Genomic DNA, 17,605 nt, shown 5'->3' on the forward strand with positions numbered 1-17,605 from the left:
TTTAAGTTAATTATAGGTTTATATTGCCAAAAAAAAGTTTTAATATAGAATCTTCTGATATAAAATTATGTGTAGCACAGAAAAAATTAAATATACAAATTTGGGAGAGATTTTAATGAAGCGATTAATGTATATGGATTGGTTGCGAGTATTAGCAACAATCGCAGTAGTTACAATTCACGTTGCTGCTGGTTATGTTTCAGTATTAGATGCAAATAACGCTTCACGGTGGATGGCTGGTAATTTATTCGAATCGATTTCACGTGCGAGTGTTCCAATTTTTGTGATGATTAGTGGTGCTTTATTGTTAAAGGGGACAAAAGAGATTTCAGTCGGGGAATTTTTAAAGAAGCGCGCGAGTAAAGTAATTATCCCTTTTATAGCTTGGAGTGCTATATTTTATGCATATGGAGCATATGCAGGCTATTTCCCGGCCTCTTTAAAGCAAGGGATTAAGCATTTTTTAACGGATACTATTGGGGGACATTTATGGTTCTTATACATGATTGTAGGGATATATTTAATTACACCTCTACTGAGAATCTTTGTGAAGAATGCTAAAAAAAGAGAGATAGAATACTTTTTAATTTTATGGTTATATGCGTCTGTTATAGTCAATTTAGTGAAATATTATTATCCTATCAATTTTAATATTGAATTATTTTACGTTACGAATTATGTAGGGTATTTCCTACTGGGTTATTACTTATCCAATTACGATATTTCGAAAAAATGGAGAAATATTTCTTACGTTGGAGGACTTGTAGGATTTATTATTACATTCTTTATTACGTATTACTATACAGTAAAAGCAAATGGACAGTTAGACCAGTTTTGGTATGGGTATTTTGCGCCAGGAGTTGTACTGATGGCAATTGCATTATTTATATTTTTTAAATATGCATTCCAAAAATCTGAAAAAGAATTACCGTTGTTATTCCGTTTTATAAATCAAGCAAGCCTTGGAATCTATATTCTTCACTTCTTCTTATTAAATAACTTGTTGTACATGGTTTTCCCTAAAGTAAATGAGCGTGTACATGCAATATTGGCAATACCCATTAATGTAACGATTACAATTGTTCTTAGTATGGTAATTACGTTAATATTGCAAAGAATACCAGTTGTGAAAAAACTAGTTCCGTAAAAATGAATATGGTATAGATAGGGCAGACTTATAATTAAGGCTGCCCTTTACTATTTTAAAATTATATGTAGATAAATTTAGGCTGAAATGAATTAAAAACAGTGGATTAATATAGTATCTTACTATAGTCTAAAGTGAGGTATGAGAACAGAATAGGTTAAATATAAAATCAAATGAGGTTAATATATGAGTAAAAAAAGCTTTAGTAATTATGCATTAAGTAAAGAAGTAAGGCGAGCGCTTACTGGTTTAGGATATGAGCATCCAACAGAAGTGCAAGGAGAGGTTATTCCAGTTGCATTGCAAAAGAAGGACCTTGTTGTAAAATCACAAACGGGTAGTGGGAAAACGGCTTCGTTCGGTATACCACTTTGTGAAATGGTAGAGTGGGAAGAAAATAAACCACAAGCGTTAGTTTTAACACCGACGAGGGAACTTGCTGTTCAAGTGAAAGAAGATATTACGAATATAGGCCGATTCAAAAGAATTAAAGCCGCTGCAATTTATGGTAAATCTCCATTTGCACGTCAAAAATTAGAGCTAAAACAAAAGACGCATATTGTAGTAGGGACTCCAGGACGTGTGTTGGATCATATTGAAAAGGGAACTCTTTCTTTAGAGCGATTAAAATATTTAGTGATTGATGAAGCAGATGAAATGTTAAATATGGGATTTATCGATCAAGTAGAGGCAATTATTGATGAATTACCTACAAAAAGAATGACAATGCTATTTTCAGCAACATTACCAGAAGATGTTGAAAAGTTATCACGTACATATATGAATACACCAACTCATATTGAAATTAAAGCGGCTGGGATTACAACGGATAAAATTAAACATACTCTGTTTGAAGTAAGGGAAGAGGAGAAGCTTTCACTCCTTAAAGACGTAACGATGATTGAAAATCCAGACAGTTGCATTGTTTTTTGTCGTACACAAGAAAATGTAGACCATGTATATAGACAGTTAAAACGAGTTAATTATCCTTGTGACAAAATACACGGTGGTATGGTACAGGAAGATCGTTTTGAAGTTATGGATGATTTTAGAAAAGGAAAGTTCCGTTATTTAGTAGCAACTGATGTAGCTGCAAGAGGAATTGATATTGATAATATTACACATGTTATTAATTACGATATTCCATTAGAAAAAGAAAGCTATGTACACCGTACAGGAAGAACGGGACGAGCTGGTAATAGCGGAAAGGCCATTACATTTATAACGCCTTATGAAAATAGATTTTTAGAAGAAATTGAAGAATATATCGGATTTGAAATTCCAAAAGTATTGGCACCTTCAAAAGAAGAAGTTATAAAAGGGAAAGCTGTATTTGAAGAAAAAATACATGCTAAACCAATTATAAAGAAAGATAAAAATGCGGATATAAATAAAGGAATTATGAAACTGTACTTTAATGGCGGGAAGAAAAAGAAGATTAGGGCGGTGGATTTCGTCGGTACCATTGCTAAAATCCAAGGTGTTTCGGCTGAAGATATAGGCATTATTACAATACAAGATAATGTTTCTTATGTTGAAATATTAAACGGAAAAGGACCGCTCGTTTTAAAGGTTATGAGAAATACAACGATAAAAGGTAAACAGTTGAAAGTTCATGAGGCAAATAAGTAAAAAAACTATCCACTTTAATAAGTGGATAGTTTTTTATTTAAGATTCTTTTAAATCATCGACTAATTTCTCTGCTAAACGTCTATACATATTACTCATATTCACTAAGGAGTTTAGTAATAGAAACTTTTCTAGCTTTGGATCTTCTAAGGAAGAAAGCTCACTTACTTCTGAAACACGGTTATTTACGTCTTGTTTAAAGCTTTCGACGTTATTTTCGGTAAGAGAAAGATACTCTTTATATAGCGTATTTAATTCAAACGAATCGTCGTGTAATAAAGATTCGTTTATATTGTCTAAGGAGCTTTTTATGTCATTAATGGAAAGAGCCCCTTTTAATTGATAAATTAGGCTGATTAAAATCATATGCTCTTTTGAGTATTTTTTATTTTTGATTGGAATAAACAATTTCCCTTTTGCATAATTGTTAATCATTGTTTTTGTTAATACTTTTTCGTCATCCGTTCTCGTTGTATCTGCATAAGTATTTTCAAATAGTTGGACAACCTGGTCTACATACAAGTCGACATTTGGAATATCTTCAAGCGTAATGTTCTTTTCTAAATGTAATGTTTCAAGTAATTTATTTATATTTTCCACGTAGAACCCCTCACTTTTATAACGTAGTGGAGCATAATGTTTAGTTTATCTCTAAATATGGTATTACGAAACAGATGAATTGTAAATGTTGACCTATAGTAATAATGTGTATATAATTACATGTAGTTATTAAAACTACATGTAATTATACGAGGGGTGTTTATATGAATGCTTATATAAGAGAACCGGTTAATGCTTTTACCCATTTAGGAGGAGCTGTATTATCATTTATTGCATTATTAGCTATGCTTGTAAAAGTTTCTATTAATATGCCGTCTTTTGCGGCAATTACAGCTGTTATTTTATTTGGTATCGGAATGATGGTTTTGTATACAGCATCAGCTGTATATCATAGTGTTGTAGCCAGTGAACATGTTATTTATTTCTTTAGGAAGCTTGATCATTCTATGATTTTTATATTGATTGCAGGTACATATGCACCATTTTGTTTAATTACATTACATTCTGCAAACGGTCTACTATTATTTTGTTTAGTGTATGCAACGGCCATTTGTGGTATTGTTTTTAAAATGTTTTGGTTTAGTTGTCCGAGATGGTTATCAACAGCCATTTATATTACGATGGGCTGGTTAATTGTTCTGTTCTTTGCACCGTTAGCTGCTAACTTAAGTGCAGGAGGTATTGTATTTCTAGTGCTTGGGGGCATTCTTTATACGATTGGTGGATTTATTTATGGAACAAAGCCAAAATGGTTAGAGTTTAAACATATGGGGCATCATGAAATTTTTCACATTTTCGTATTATTAGGAAGCCTTGCCCACTTTTTAAGTGTTTATTGTTACGTAATTTAACGATATAAAATTTCTGAGTGAGTTTTATTTTTCTTGATTAATAAAAAAAGATATAGACACATATGTATGTTGAAGAGTTGCATAACGTAAAGGTTATGTGGCTCTTTTTTGTATAAATCATAATAAAAATAAATTATTAGAATTATCAGTATTTTTTGTGGTAGGATAGATGTGTATTGAGGTTATAAAATTTTATAATTAATAATTAGTGGGGGACTATATATATGGCGATACTTATAACGGGTGGAGCAGGATATATTGGTAGTCATACGTGTATAGAATTATTAAATAATAATTATAAAATTATAGTCGTAGATAATCTTTCAAATAGTTCAATCGAGTCTTTAAATCGAGTAAAAGAAATAACAGGAAAACAATTTGAATTTTATAAAGAAAGTGTTCTAAATCGTGAAAAAATGAATGAGATTTTTTTACAAAATAACATTGAAGCGGTTATACATTTTGCTGGATTTAAAGCAGTCGGGGAATCCACTACAATTCCCCTTACATATTATTATAATAATATAATAAGTACAATCATATTATGTGATGTGATGCAGAAACATAATGTTAAAAAATTTATTTTTAGTTCATCTGCAACTGTATATGGAATTCCAAAAACATCACCAATTACAGAAGAATTTCCGCTGAGTGTGACAAATCCATATGGACAAACAAAACTAATGATTGAGCAGATGATGCGTGATGTAGCAAAAGCTGATGATGAATGGAGTATTGCATTACTTCGTTATTTCAATCCATTTGGAGCGCATAAAAGTGGTCGTATTGGAGAAGATCCAAATGGGATTCCAAATAATTTAATGCCATATGTAACACAGGTAGCGGTAGGTAAGTTAAAGGAGCTAAATATATTCGGAAACGACTATCCAACAAAAGATGGGACCGGTGTTCGGGACTATATTCACGTTGTTGACCTTGCAAAAGGACATGTAAAAGCACTTGAGAAAGTACTTGGGACGAAAGGAATCGAGGCATATAATCTTGGCACAGGTAAAGGGTATAGTGTTTTGGAGATGGTAAAGGCTTTTGAGAAGGTTTCGGGTAAAAAGATCCCTTATAAAGTGATTGGGCGTCGTCCTGGTGATGTAGCAATATGTTTTGCTGATGTATCTAAAGCGAAACGAGAATTAGGATGGGAAGCGGAATATGGGTTAGAAGATATGTGCATAGATTCTTGGAGATGGCAGGTAAATAATAAAAACGGCTATCAAATGATTTAAGTTAGTAACGCGTTTTCTTATTTCGTTGCTTGAGATCAGTAATATGTTCAATGGAGGAAAGAGAACATATTACTGACCATAGCGTTTGAATAGAAACTAGCTCTATAGAAGAAAGAACTCTTAATGAATGCGAACGAGTTGTTTATGATAAACAGTATTACCTTCTTGGCTTGTATAAGGCGGTAGGCTTCGTCCGAAACAATTTGCAATAATGTTGGAGTGAGGAGGATAAGAAATACGAATTTCATACAAATTAATAGCTTCATCTAAATTAGCATAAAATACTGCTAGGTTGTTACCTTCTAAAAGGTATGGGAATTCTACCAATGTATCTTCACCAATGAGTACAGGTAATTTTACAGGATTAGAATAATTAGACCAATCCCATACTTCTATATTTACATAGTGTGCGTAATATGCATCTAAATTTACAATGTTTATTACTGCTGAAACTGTTGCAGGTTCTCTTGTTAATACACCTGTTGAATGAATAACAGATTGATGTGGATAATGAGGAGGCATAAATATCAGACCTTTCTAATTTAATATGATTTTACAATATTCTATGCAAATCATTGATAGAAGGAGATAGGTAAAATGCATTATTCTATCAATTTTTTATAGAAATCAAAAATGGAATATTGAATAATATTCCAATACTTGTATCATTGTTAAAGTGCGTTTATAATCAAATAATCCTATTAGCATTTTAATTGAATTACGTATTATTGAAAGCGTTTTTATGTCGTGATACATTTTGATTGAAATCATTACTGTATGACATGCATGAAGGGGATCTTTTTATTGGTTTTTAAGGTAGGAAGTCTGACTTATTTTTGAAAAAACTGTGTATGTAGTTATAAGTAAGAAGGAAAATAAGGAATAATATAATTTTTACAAGATAGGGAGGGTATGGTGTGAAAATATAAGGTTTTCACATGAGGATATATGGGTTATGTAGGATTATTACTTTCGGGTGCAGCTTTATTTTTAAATAGTCTTGTTATATTAGGAAAAGCAGAGATGAAAAGTGCAGGTGTTTTTAATTTATTTGTGGGTGCACTACAAATTATTATTCCGTTCTATTTGATCATGATTTCTGACCAAAGCAATTGGACGGTATATTCATATGCAGCTACTTTCTTATTTGGATTAACCTATTTATATGTAGGTGTTACTTTTATAAAAGGAATGGATAGTAGCGGTCTAGGGTGGTTTTGTATTTGGGTAGCAATTATTGCTTTATTCTATATGGTTGTTTCATTTGTGCAATTCCACGATGTTGTGAATGCATTAACATGGTTTATGTGGGCATTACTTTGGTACTTATTCTTTGTATTAAATACACAAAAAAAGAATATCAATCAATCTCTTGGAAGAATTGCCTTCGTACAATCATGGGTAACTTTGACGTTGCCTTCGCTCTTTTATTTTATGGGAGTATGGGGAGAGGGATTCGTATATGAGCTATGGGTTTATGTATCTGTAATTTCTATTTTATACTTCTGTTATTGTATTTATAAATATCGAGTACGTTAATATATTTTCTGTAGAAAAGCATGGAATCGTTAAACGAATTTCATGCTTTTTTATATTAGCATTTATAATAGAGAGGGAGTGTTTTACAATTTATCAAAATGAGGATGATGAAATTGAAAAAAGCATTGGTACTAGGGGGAACAAGATTTTTTGGTAAACATTTAGTAGAAGAACTTTTGCAAAATGGACACGATGTAACGATTGCGACAAGAGGAATTACGGAGGATTCATTTGGCAGTAGAGTAAAAAGACTTATTGTAGATAGAGAAGATGGAAAACAACTAGCAGAGTGTATAGAAGATAAAAGTTATGATATCGTATACGATAATTTATGCTATAGCTCGAATGCGGCGAAGGTAATATGTGAAGTATTACAAGGAAAAACGAAGAAATACGTTATGACATCTTCAATGGCTGTTTATGAGCCAGCGATAGGCTTGTTAGAAGAGGACTTTAATCCTTATGAGTATGTTATTACATATGGGGATAGGAAGGATTTTAATTATGGTGAAGGCAAGCGATTAGCTGAAGCTGTTGTATTTCAACAAGCAACATTCCCAGTTGTTGCAGTGCGTTTTCCAGTTGTTATTGGAGAAAATGATTATACGAAAAGGTTACAATTTTACGTTGAGCATATTGTAAGGCAAGAACCTATCGCTGTGAATCATTTAGATGGAGAGTTGTCATTTATACATGAAAAAGAAGCAGGAGCATTTTTAGCTTGGTGCGGGATAGAAAGTATAGAAGGGCCAATGAATGCTAGTAGCAACGGGGTAGTTTCTACTAGCGAAGTTATTCACTTCATAGAAGAAACTACGGGATTAAACGCACTCGTTCAAGAAGTAGGAGATCATGTAGCGCCTTATAACGAAGTGATTAATTGTACATTACATAATGGAAAAGCTAGTGAATTAGGATTCCCGTTCCGAGAGTTGAAAGTAGAGATAGAACAAGTATTACGTTATTACATACGTGCAATGGAATAATCATAAATCCCCCGGTGGCAATCCGGGGGATTCTGGAGGATTTCGACAATACTAATTTTACATTACCAAATTTACCTTATACGCACGACTAATGTGTTTGTGAGTGAATTGCTTGTAAATACTTTTCATTTACCCGGTCCCAGTTCACCGTATGCCACCAGTTGGTAACAAATTCTGGACGCCGATTTTGATACTTTAAATAATAGGCATGCTCCCATACATCGATGACGAGTAATGGAATCTTACCTTCTTGCAGAGGTGTATCTTGATTAGGTGTACTCATAACAGTAAGTTCTTCACCATCAAGGACAAGCCACCCATAGCCACTTCCAAAACGGCTAATTGCTGCTTTGGACAGTTGATCTTTTAAGTTGTCAAAGGTATTGAAATAATAATCAATTACTTTTGCAACGTCTCCATTAGGCTCGCCGCCACCTCGTGGGCTCATTACTTCCCAAAAAAGACTATGACAATAATGTCCACCACCGTTATTTCTGACAGCTGTAACAATTTCCTTTGGTAAAGTTTCTAAATTACATAGTAACTCTTCTAAAGATTTATTATGTAATTCCGTATAGTTTTCTAAAGCGGCATTCAAATTATTTACGTATGTCGCATGATGCTTTCCGTGATGAATAGAAAGTGTATTGCTATCAATATATGGCTCTAGTTCATCATAGTCATATGAAAGTTGTGGCAATTGAAATGAAGACATGACATTCCCTCCTTTCGTATTAAAAGTTGGTCTAGGTAAAAATAATTTACCTGAGTCAAAAATACACCTATTTTTTACATAAGTCAATAGTAATCTCTTTAATTTTCTGAAAAATATTACAATAAAAGTAACACTTCGACTTTCATTTGTGACTCTTATTCTTTTTGCTTATACTGTAAAGTAGTAACGTTTTGTTGAAATAGAAGGAGATCGTTTATGAGTAAAACGAAACAATTAATAGAGGAAGCGAGTCAGTTTATTACGATTTGCTATAAAGAGCTTAATAAAGAACAATTCATAGAAGAACGCATGAAAGAAATTCAAGTTGAGATAGAGAAGACCGGGACGTATGAGCATACATTTGAAGAAATTGTTCATGGATCGCGCATGGCATGGCGCAATAGTAATCGATGTATTGGAAGACTATTTTGGAGTAAGATGCACATATTAGATGCACGTGAAGTAAATGATGAAGAAGGGGTATATAATGCATTAATTCATCATATTAAATATGCGACGAATGACGGAAAAGTAAAACCGACCATTACAATTTTCAAGCAATATCAAGGCGAAGAAAATAATATAAGAATTTATAATCACCAATTGATTCGATATGCAGGATATAAAACCGAAATGGGAGTGATTGGTGACTCTCATTCCGCTGCGTTTACGGATTTTTGTCAGGAGCTTGGATGGAAAGGAGAAGGTACGAATTATGATGTATTGCCACTTGTGTTTTCTGTCGATGGAAAAGAACCTGTATATAAAGAAATTCCTAAAAAAGAAGTGAAAGAGGTACCGATTGAACATCCAGAGTATCCAATCTCATCTTTAGGAGTAAAGTGGTATGGAGTACCGATGATTTCAGATATGCGCCTAGAGATTGGTGGTATTTCTTATACTGCTGCTCCGTTCAATGGATGGTATATGGGTACGGAAATTGGAGCCCGTAATTTAGCGGATCATGATCGTTATAATTTACTGCCAGCCGTTGCAGAGATGATGAATCTCGATACATCTAGAAACGGTACGTTATGGAAAGATAAGGCGTTAATTGAGTTGAATATTGCCGTACTACACTCTTTTAAAAAACAAGGAGTTAGTATTGTGGACCATCATACTGCTGCACAACAATTTCAGCAATTTGAGAAACAAGAAGCTGCTTGTGGACGGGTTGTAACAGGGAATTGGGTGTGGCTCATTCCACCGTTATCTCCAGCTACCACTCATATTTATCATAAACCGTATCCGAATGAAATGTTGAAGCCGAATTTCTTTCATAAATAGTTTGTAGTATAGGGCATTTTCTGTGAAAATATAATTTTTTTAATTACTGTTATGTAGCAAATGGAAGCCTTTACGCTCGGTTATTTTTGGAAGGTGCTTTTTGAACCAAGCAGTTCCTTATGTTATAATCAAATTTCTGTTTCGAAGACCTTATAGAAATATAAGGTCTTTTATTTTGCTTTTTTATGTAATAGGAATAGAAATTTTCTTTTAAATAAGGGATTTAGCATATTTTTAGGGACAACATAAGTGTGTGGAAAAATTGATGAATTATTATGCTTATATAATCATTGTGTTTTGGGTGTAAACGATAAAACATAATAAAGTTGTTTTTTTAGATTGCTGAGGAAGGAGGAAGTGTAAATGAGGATGAAGAGCCGAAAAACGGATTGGCCTGTATTTCTTATTAGTGGAGGCTCACTTTTATTATTTGTAATTGCGGTTTTCTTAAATAAAAGTTACGTAGAGGAAGTTATTAATAGCAGTTTTGCAGCTTCAATTAAATATTTCGGTGCCTTTTGGCAAGTTTTACTGGTTGGTACATTTGTTGTAGCAATGTGTATGGCGTTCTCGAAATATGGGAGAGTTAAACTTGGGGGATTAGAAAAACCTGAGATTAGTACGACAAAATGGCTCGCTATTATTATGTCTACATTACTTGCCGGAGGTGGCGTTTTTTGGGCAGCCGCAGAGCCGATGTACCATTTGATGACGGTGCCACCGATACATGAAGGTATAACTGCTGGAACGAAAGAAGCGGTAATGCCTGCTTTAGCACAAAGTTATATGCACTGGGGTTTCCTCGCTTGGACGATTTTAGGTACAATTAGTGCGGTAGTTATGATGTACGGACATTATCATAAAGGTATGCCGTTAAAACCTCGAACGCTTTTATACCCTATTTTCGGGGAGAAATTGCGAAAGAGTTGGCTTGGAACAATGATCGATGTATTTGCCATTATTGCGGTAGCTGCAGGGACGATTGGCCCGATCGGATTTTTAGGACTACAAGCAAGTTATGGATTACAAGCATTGTTTAATATTCCTGATGTGTTTACTACTCAATTAGCTATTATTGTTTGTGTAGTAGCTGTTTCTACTATATCTGCGGTAACTGGTATTGATAAAGGGATTCAAATTATAAGTAATTTAAATGTTAGATTAGCAGTTTTATTAATGGTATTCGTATTACTGTTTGGACCAGGTGGATTTATTATTGATTCATTTGTTTCTTCATTTGGATTTTATATAAATGAATTTATTCCAATGAGCACATATCGTGGTGATACAGGTTGGTTAGGATCGTGGACAATCTTTTTCTGGGGATGGTTTATTGGATATGGGCCGATGATGGCAATTTTAGTGAGTCGTATTTCAAGAGGAAGAACAATCCGAGAAATTATCGTGGCAATTGGAATTATTGCCCCTATTATTACAACGTTTTGGTTTACAATATTAGGGGGATCAGGTGTGTTTTATGAGTTAATGAAGCCTGGTTCTATATCGACAGCATTAAGTGAATCTGGTATGCCAGCAGCTATGATTGCAATTACAGAGCAACTGCCATTATCTAATATTATTGGACCCGCGTTTCTTTTATTAACAATTTTATTTGTAGTAACAACAGGAGATTCAATGGCGTATTCGATTTCAATGGCAGTGACTGGAGATGGAGATCCTAGAATTAGCTTGCGAGTGTTTTGGTCGCTTATTATGGGAACAGTTGCAGCGATTCTTTTATACATGGGTGAGGGAAGTATTAATGCATTGCAATCATTCATCGTAGTAACAGCTGTCCCGGTATCTATTCTATTATTCCCAATGCTATGGTTAGCGCCAAAAGTTGCAGGGGAATTAGCTTTAAAGCAAGGTATTGTAAAAGAAGAAGAGAAAACCTCCTTCTTGTTCCAAAAAGCTAGTAAATCAAAATAAATAATTGTATTTATATAAAAAGAGGAAGCATCTCATTGGAGATACTTCCTCTTTCCTATTTATCCCGCTTTAATGGGCAGTAAGACCCCCACCTCAAAATGCAGCAAAAGCAAAGAATTTAGGTGGGGGTCGGGCTGCCCATTAAAGTCCGATTGGTGAGGGCTGATTAAAGTTTCACTTTATCCAACTCTGTTTCTTGAAGGATATAGTTTCAATCTATTCTAATACTTTATCTTTCGTCTCTGGAACACATAATAGCATCGTAACTAAACCGATTGGATAGATAATGAAGATGAGAGATAATGCTCCCATTAAATTACCACCTGCAGCAAGCAATCCGATAATAACTGGTCCAAATCCAGCTAAACCACGCCCTGTACCGAAAATAAAGTTTTCTGCTGTAGAGCGAGCTTCAGCAGGGTAGTTTTCAGCTAAAATTGCTCCGAATCCTCCCATCATGCCATTTGCAAAGAATCCAAGCAATGCGCTTCCCCATAATAATAGTGTTGAGTCTGTGAATAAGAAGAAGTAAATGAGACAGTATATAGTACCACCGACATAATAGATTGTAAAAGTTTTACGGCGACCAATTTTATCGGCTAGAATACCGAAAGTTGCAATCCCAATTAGCATGCCGATTGTAGAGATGAACATCCAACCGCTCGCCTTTGCTAATGTGTAGTTATATTTATTCGCTAAAATAGTTGGCATCCATGTAAAGATGCCATAATATCCGAAGTTCTGGATGAATGACATAATAATAAGACCAATTGTTGTTATCGTTACTTTTTTATTTGCGAACAGCTTTCGAAGTGGGAACTTTTTCATTTGTTTTAGTTGTTCTGCTTCAGTAGTTGTTAAATTACCTTCAGCCTCTTTTTGTAACAACTCTTTCTTATATCGTTGTTTCTGTTCCCATATTTTCGGCTCACTTAAACTTTTGCGTACATAAACAGCTAATAAAGCGGGAATGAGTCCGAATAAGAAAACAGCTCTCCATCCAAAGTGCGGGACGATAAATGCCGGAAGGAGTGAAGCGACTAGTACGCCAAATTGCCATCCAAGTGCAACAACTGATGTTGCCTTAGCACGCATTTCTTTCGACCATGTTTCAGTTACGATAGCCATCCCAATCCCGAATTCACCACCAACTCCCATTCCAACTAAAAAGCGAAGAATTAATAATTGCCAATAATCTGTTGCGAAATAAATAAGTGCTGTTGCTAGTGAGAATAGTAAGATTGTGAAGGCCATCGTACGGATACGCCCAAATAAATCAGCAATAAATCCAAATAAATAAGACCCAATCAGCATTCCTATTGTGGTAGCTAATGTTAAATTTCCACCTTCAGCAGGGCTTAAATGAAATTCTTTTAAAATGTAGACGAGTACGAAAGATAAGAGCAACATATCTAAACCTTCTGCTGCATATCCTAGCGCAGAACCAAATAATGTTTTATATCTTTTCTCTTTTGTCTCCTCTGTTGTTGATTGTACATCAGTAGTGACGTTCATCATTACTCCTCCTTATTTTCTTCTACAGTCGCTATGGAAGAATAACAAAAGGCCTTCTCACCTGATATGATGAGAAGGCCAAAAAGTCATACGTATCCCTAAAAAAGGACATACGTATAGTATATTCCGACTTCCTTCTCAACCTCACGGGGTTGGGTTAAAGGACTGTATTATATTACTTTATTTTTAGCACTCTTCTATTACATTGTCAAATAAAGAGGGAATTGTTATGTGTACAATATTTCAAAAGGTATGTCATTCTTCTTGACGTCCACTTCATTATTTTCCCATAATAAAACTAACTCATATAAAAAGGAATGAATCACAGATGCTAAATTTAGTACTTATGATGATTGAACGTGTCGGACTTATTGTTATTTTAGGATTTTTACTTTCTCATATTAAAACGTTCAGGCGCCTTCTTCATAAGCAAGATGGATATGTAGATAAGCTTAAGCTTATTTGTATTTTTTCAGTGTTTACAATTGTAAGCAATTACACAGGAATTGAAATTGCCGGGAATACAATTATGAAAGAAAATTGGCTACAAGGTGTTTCGTCATCGAGTACCATTGCGAATACACGTATTATGGGTGTTGGAATTAGTGGGTTGCTTGGTGGTCCAATCGTCGGCATTGGAGTAGGGTCGATTGCGGGTATTCACCGTTATATGCTTGGCGGGACGACAGCGCTAAGCTGTGCAATTTCGTCAATTTTAGCAGGTATTATAACAGGCTATATTGGATACATTTTTAAAAAATATAATCGTACAATTACACCTAAATTTTCAGCAGTTTTAAGTGTGTTTATCGTTTCATTAGAAATGATTATGATTTTATTAATTGTAGAGGATGGAATTAGCATCGTGAAAACAATTGCGATACCGATGATTCTTGTAAATAGTTTCGGAAGCTTTATTTTACTTTCTATGATACAAGCTATTTTGCGCCAAGAAGAAAATGCGAAAGCTTTGCAAACGCATAAAGTATTACGAATTGCTGACAAAACATTACCATATTTCCGCCGCGGATTAACAGAAGATTCTTGTAAACATGTGGCACAAATTATTCACCGCTTTACGGGAACAGATGCGGTATCCTTAACAGATACAGAGAAAATATTAGCTCACGTTGGGTTAGCATCAGATCACCATATTCCTTCACATAGCTTAATAACTGGTTTATCGAAAGAAGTGTTGAACACAGGAAAAATAATGAAGGCGAAATCACGTGAAGTTATTAATTGCCAGCATGAAAGGTGTCCATTACAAGCGGCGGTTGTTATTCCACTTACTTCACATGGAAATACGATAGGAACATTAAAGCTTTACTTTAAGAACTCAAATCAATTAAGTCGTGTAGAAGAAGAGTTAGCGGAGGGGCTGGCAAAAATATTCTCTACACAGCTGGAGTTAGGTGAAGCAGAGTTACAAAGTAAGTTATTGCAAGATGCAGAAATAAAAGCGTTACAAGCACAAATTAATCCACACTTTTTATTTAATGCAATTAATACCGTATCGGCTTTATGTCGAACAGATGTAGAGAAAGCGAGAAAATTATTATTACAGCTTAGCGTGTATTTTCGTTGTAATTTGCAAGGGGCACGCCAATTGCTTATTCCATTAGAACAAGAGCTAAATCATGTACATGCATATTTATCGTTAGAACAAGCGAGGTTTCCGAATAAGTATGAAGTGAAGATGTACATTGAGGAAGAGCTAAAGACGACCTTAGTTCCACCATTCGTACTGCAGTTATTAGTTGAAAATGCATTGCGCCATGCTTTTCCGAAAAAGCAGCCAGTGTGCCAAGTTGAGGTACATGTGTTTGAAGAAGAGGAGATGGTTCATTTTGAAGTGCAAGATAATGGACAAGGGATTGAGAGTGAACGTCTAGGGCAATTAGGAAAAATGGTAGTTCCATCAAAGAAAGGGACTGGAACAGCTTTATATAACATTAATGAACGACTTATCGGGTTATTTGGGAAAGAGACAATGCTTCAAATTGAAAGTGAATTAGAGCAAGGTACAAAAATCTCCTTCGTAATCCCGAAAAAAGTAGGGGAGGAAAAACGGAGTGTTAAAAGTATTAGTAGTTGACGATGAAATGTTAGCACGTGATGAGTTGAAATATTTATTAGAACAAACGAAAGAAGTAGAAATAATTGGTGAGGCTGATTGTGTAGAAGACGCATTAGAAGAGCTAATGAAAAACAAACCAGATATTGTTTTCTTAGATATTCAGTTATCTGATGATAATGGATTTGAAATTGCGAATATATTAAAGAAGATGAAAAATCCACCTGCAATTGTGTTTGCAACTGCCTACGATCAATACGCATTGCAAGCATTTGAAGTAGATGCGTTAGACTACATTTTAAAGCCATTTGATGAAGAACGTATCGTACAGACATTAAAGAAATATAAAAAGCAAAAACAAATAAAATTAGAAACAAAACAAGAAGCAAAGAGTGTAGACGTAACGACCGAGATGCATAAATTAGCATTACCAATTGAGGAATCGATCGTACTTGTGAATATTGAAGATATAATATATGTAGGACTTGTGGACGGAAAAGTGACAGTAAAAACGATGAAGGAAACATATGTAACACATGATACACTTGTCATTTTGGAAAAGAAGTTGCCGCAAGCAAGTTTTATGCGTGTACATCGCAGTTTTATTGCAAATATTAATCATATTACAGAAATACAACCGTGGTTCAATTCTACTTATAATTTAATTATGAAAGAAGGGTCAAAAGTACCCGTTAGCCGTACATATGCAAAAGAACTCAAAAAGCTACTTCGTATTTAAGAAGTAGCTTTTTTGTATTTCATCTACCTATTTTTGTAACTAATTTTGTATATTTGACGTTCCGTTGTGAAAACGCTTACAGCTTTGGTTATATCTTATACAATAAAGGTACCAAATCGAAAGAGGTGGCCAAAATGAGTACGAAAAAAGTATATAGTTTCTTATCACAAGCATTCATATTTTCAGCTATTATGTTAGTTTCTAATATTATTGCAACACATTTACCAATTCCAATGCCTTCATCGGTGATCGGATTAGTCATTTTATTTAGCTTATTATGTTTAAAGGTTATTAAATTGGAGCAAGTTGAATCACTTGGAACAGCTTTAACAGGTATTATTGGATTCCTTTTCGTCCCATCAGGTATTTCAGTTATTAATTCTCTTGGTGTAATGGGACAATATTTTGTACAAATTCTAACTGTAATTGTTGTCGCAACAATTATTTTACTCGCTGTAACAGGGCTATTTGCACAATTCATTTTAGGAAAAGAAGACAAACAAACAGAAGATACAAAAGAATTGAAAGTAGTAAATAAAGGAAACAAGCACGGAAAAGTTGCGTAACGAATTTACCGTATATATTGTTAGGAGGGAATGAACATGGCAAGCACAATGACTCCATATTTCGGAATTGTAGTTTCATTGATCGCATACGGAATCGGAACATTATTATTTAAGCATTCAAAAGGATTCTTCTTATTCACACCATTATTCGTAGCGATGGTATTAGGAATTGTCTTTCTAAAAGTAGGTAATTTTACTTTCGAAGAATATAATACTGGTGGAAAAATGATTAGTTTCTTCTTAGAGCCAGCAACAATCGCGTTTGCAATTCCATTATATAAACAAGTGGATAAGTTAAAAAAATATTGGTGGCAAATTTTATCGGCTATCGTAGTTGGATCTATTTGTTCAGTAATTGTCGTATTCATTGTTGCAAAAGCAATTGGTTTAGATACAGCAGTAATGAATTCAATGTTACCACAAGCAGCAACAACAGCAATTGCATTACCGATCTCTGAAAGTATTGGTGGTATACCAGCAATTACATCGTTTGCAGTTATTTTTAACGCAGTTATTGTATACGCATTAGGAGCATTATTCTTAAAAACATTTAGAGTAAAACATCCAATTGCAAAAGGTTTAGCACTTGGAACAGCAGGTCACGCATTAGGAGTGGCAGTAGGAATTGAAATGGGTGAAGTAGAGGCAGCTATGGCAAGTATTGCTGTAACAGTAGTTGGGGTTGTAACAGTAGTTGTCATACCGATGTTTATGCCATTCATTGGCTAGTAAAACTTACTTAAAAAATGAGAAAAGCAAGCTATTTGTAGGACAGATTTCTACTGATAGCTTGCTTTTTATGTTACAGTAGTGGTAAGA

The 17,605-nt window shown here is 34.3% G+C and carries 16 protein-coding genes; 12 read left to right on the forward strand and 4 right to left on the reverse strand.

Going from position 1 to position 17,605, the window contains the following annotated elements:
• Window positions 1-115: 115 nt before the first annotated feature.
• Both AC3WTI_RS19015 and dbpA read left to right on the forward strand, forming a co-directional pair.
• A complete protein-coding gene (locus AC3WTI_RS19015; RefSeq protein ID WP_087959082.1) occupies window positions 116-1,147 on the forward strand; it encodes an acyltransferase in 1,032 nt (343 codons plus the stop codon).
• A gap of 186 nt (window positions 1,148-1,333) precedes the next feature.
• A complete protein-coding gene (gene dbpA, locus AC3WTI_RS19020; RefSeq protein ID WP_097841586.1) occupies window positions 1,334-2,779 on the forward strand; it encodes an ATP-dependent RNA helicase DbpA in 1,446 nt (481 codons plus the stop codon).
• 37 nt (window positions 2,780-2,816) lie between these two features.
• Here dbpA and AC3WTI_RS19025 read toward each other — a convergent pair whose 3' ends face one another.
• On the reverse strand, window positions 2,817-3,377 hold the full coding sequence (locus tag AC3WTI_RS19025) for a DUF1836 domain-containing protein (RefSeq protein ID WP_087959084.1): 561 nt from the start codon (window positions 3,375-3,377) through the stop codon (window positions 2,817-2,819).
• A gap of 164 nt (window positions 3,378-3,541) precedes the next feature.
• Here AC3WTI_RS19025 and trhA point away from each other — a divergent pair, with 164 nt between their 5' ends.
• Together trhA and galE are read left to right on the forward strand one after the other, a co-directional pair.
• Entirely contained in the window at window positions 3,542-4,189 is a 648-nt protein-coding gene (gene trhA / locus AC3WTI_RS19030; protein WP_097841587.1) for a PAQR family membrane homeostasis protein TrhA, read from the forward strand.
• Between the two features lie 224 nt (window positions 4,190-4,413).
• A complete protein-coding gene (gene galE, locus AC3WTI_RS19035) occupies window positions 4,414-5,430 on the forward strand; it encodes a UDP-glucose 4-epimerase GalE (protein WP_087959086.1) in 1,017 nt (338 codons plus the stop codon).
• 120 nt (window positions 5,431-5,550) lie between these two features.
• On the opposite strand, the gene AC3WTI_RS19040 is transcribed toward galE, so the two are convergent.
• Entirely contained in the window at window positions 5,551-5,952 is a 402-nt protein-coding gene (locus AC3WTI_RS19040; protein WP_087959087.1) for a hypothetical protein, read from the reverse strand.
• Window positions 5,953-6,378: 426 nt separating this feature from the next.
• Between AC3WTI_RS19040 and AC3WTI_RS19045 the strand changes: the two genes are divergently transcribed.
• Together AC3WTI_RS19045 and AC3WTI_RS19050 are read left to right on the forward strand one after the other, a co-directional pair.
• Window positions 6,379-6,969: an AmiS/UreI family transporter gene (locus AC3WTI_RS19045; protein ID WP_087959088.1), complete on the forward strand. Its 591-nt coding sequence runs from the start codon at window positions 6,379-6,381 to the stop codon at window positions 6,967-6,969.
• Window positions 6,970-7,073: 104 nt separating this feature from the next.
• A complete protein-coding gene (locus tag AC3WTI_RS19050) occupies window positions 7,074-7,955 on the forward strand; it encodes an NAD-dependent epimerase/dehydratase family protein (RefSeq protein ID WP_087959460.1) in 882 nt (293 codons plus the stop codon).
• Window positions 7,956-8,043: 88 nt separating this feature from the next.
• Here the strand turns inward: AC3WTI_RS19050 and sodA are convergent, their stop codons facing one another.
• Window positions 8,044-8,670, reverse strand: a complete 627-nt coding sequence (gene sodA, locus AC3WTI_RS19055; protein ID WP_087959089.1) for a superoxide dismutase [Mn] — start codon at window positions 8,668-8,670, stop codon at window positions 8,044-8,046.
• A gap of 216 nt (window positions 8,671-8,886) precedes the next feature.
• Between sodA and AC3WTI_RS19060 the strand changes: the two genes are divergently transcribed.
• The gene (locus tag AC3WTI_RS19060; protein WP_253621699.1) at window positions 8,887-9,957 is read left to right on the forward strand and encodes a nitric oxide synthase oxygenase; all 1,071 of its coding nucleotides are present in this window, start codon (window positions 8,887-8,889) and stop codon (window positions 9,955-9,957) included.
• Window positions 9,958-10,320: 363 nt separating this feature from the next.
• On the forward strand, window positions 10,321-11,889 hold the full coding sequence (locus AC3WTI_RS19065) for a BCCT family transporter (protein ID WP_097841588.1): 1,569 nt from the start codon (window positions 10,321-10,323) through the stop codon (window positions 11,887-11,889).
• A 216-nt stretch (window positions 11,890-12,105) separates the two neighbouring features.
• On the opposite strand, the gene AC3WTI_RS19070 is transcribed toward AC3WTI_RS19065, so the two are convergent.
• Window positions 12,106-13,404 (reverse strand): MFS transporter, encoded by a 1,299-nt coding sequence (locus tag AC3WTI_RS19070; RefSeq protein ID WP_097841589.1) that lies wholly within the window; start codon window positions 13,402-13,404, stop codon window positions 12,106-12,108.
• A gap of 328 nt (window positions 13,405-13,732) precedes the next feature.
• On the opposite strand from AC3WTI_RS19070, the gene lytS reads away from it, so the two are divergent.
• The 4 genes from lytS (at window position 13,733) to lrgB (ending at window position 17,515) form a co-directional block, all read left to right on the forward strand.
• Complete coding sequence (lytS, locus tag AC3WTI_RS19075) at window positions 13,733-15,502, forward strand: two-component system sensor histidine kinase LytS (RefSeq protein WP_087959093.1); 1,770 nt, start codon at window positions 13,733-13,735, stop codon at window positions 15,500-15,502.
• Window positions 15,480-16,220, forward strand: coding sequence for a LytR/AlgR family response regulator transcription factor (locus tag AC3WTI_RS19080; protein WP_087959094.1), 741 nt, complete (start codon window positions 15,480-15,482; stop codon window positions 16,218-16,220). Before lytS ends, AC3WTI_RS19080 begins: the two co-directional genes overlap by 23 nt.
• Before the next feature lie 134 nt (window positions 16,221-16,354).
• Window positions 16,355-16,786: an antiholin-like murein hydrolase modulator LrgA gene (gene lrgA, locus AC3WTI_RS19085; RefSeq protein WP_087959095.1), complete on the forward strand. Its 432-nt coding sequence runs from the start codon at window positions 16,355-16,357 to the stop codon at window positions 16,784-16,786.
• A gap of 36 nt (window positions 16,787-16,822) precedes the next feature.
• Window positions 16,823-17,515, forward strand: a complete 693-nt coding sequence (gene lrgB / locus AC3WTI_RS19090; RefSeq protein WP_000168869.1) for an antiholin-like protein LrgB — start codon at window positions 16,823-16,825, stop codon at window positions 17,513-17,515.
• Window positions 17,516-17,605: the final 90 nt, after the last annotated feature.

The sequence above is a fragment of the Bacillus sp. EB106-02-03-XG38 genome, assembly GCF_058792175.1.

Bases quoted from the DNA above. Each gene is read 5' to 3' on its own strand.
- lrgB (WP_000168869.1), top strand. From the start codon at position 16,823: ATGGCAAGCACAATGACTCCATATTTCGGAATTGTAGTTTCATTGATC.
- AC3WTI_RS19015 (WP_087959082.1), top strand. From the start codon at position 116: ATGAAGCGATTAATGTATATGGATTGGTTGCGAGTATTAGCAACAATC.
- AC3WTI_RS19070 (WP_097841589.1), bottom strand. From the start codon at position 13,404: ATGAACGTCACTACTGATGTACAATCAACAACAGAGGAGACAAAAGAG.
- galE (WP_087959086.1), top strand. From the start codon at position 4,414: ATGGCGATACTTATAACGGGTGGAGCAGGATATATTGGTAGTCATACG.
- AC3WTI_RS19045 (WP_087959088.1), top strand. From the start codon at position 6,379: ATGGGTTATGTAGGATTATTACTTTCGGGTGCAGCTTTATTTTTAAAT.
- AC3WTI_RS19065 (WP_097841588.1), top strand. From the start codon at position 10,321: ATGAGGATGAAGAGCCGAAAAACGGATTGGCCTGTATTTCTTATTAGT.
- AC3WTI_RS19040 (WP_087959087.1), bottom strand. From the start codon at position 5,952: ATGCCTCCTCATTATCCACATCAATCTGTTATTCATTCAACAGGTGTA.
- lrgA (WP_087959095.1), top strand. From the start codon at position 16,355: ATGAGTACGAAAAAAGTATATAGTTTCTTATCACAAGCATTCATATTT.
- dbpA (WP_097841586.1), top strand. From the start codon at position 1,334: ATGAGTAAAAAAAGCTTTAGTAATTATGCATTAAGTAAAGAAGTAAGG.
- lytS (WP_087959093.1), top strand. From the start codon at position 13,733: ATGCTAAATTTAGTACTTATGATGATTGAACGTGTCGGACTTATTGTT.
- trhA (WP_097841587.1), top strand. From the start codon at position 3,542: ATGAATGCTTATATAAGAGAACCGGTTAATGCTTTTACCCATTTAGGA.
- sodA (WP_087959089.1), bottom strand. From the start codon at position 8,670: ATGTCTTCATTTCAATTGCCACAACTTTCATATGACTATGATGAACTA.
- AC3WTI_RS19060 (WP_253621699.1), top strand. From the start codon at position 8,887: ATGAGTAAAACGAAACAATTAATAGAGGAAGCGAGTCAGTTTATTACG.
- AC3WTI_RS19050 (WP_087959460.1), top strand. From the start codon at position 7,074: ATGATGAAATTGAAAAAAGCATTGGTACTAGGGGGAACAAGATTTTTT.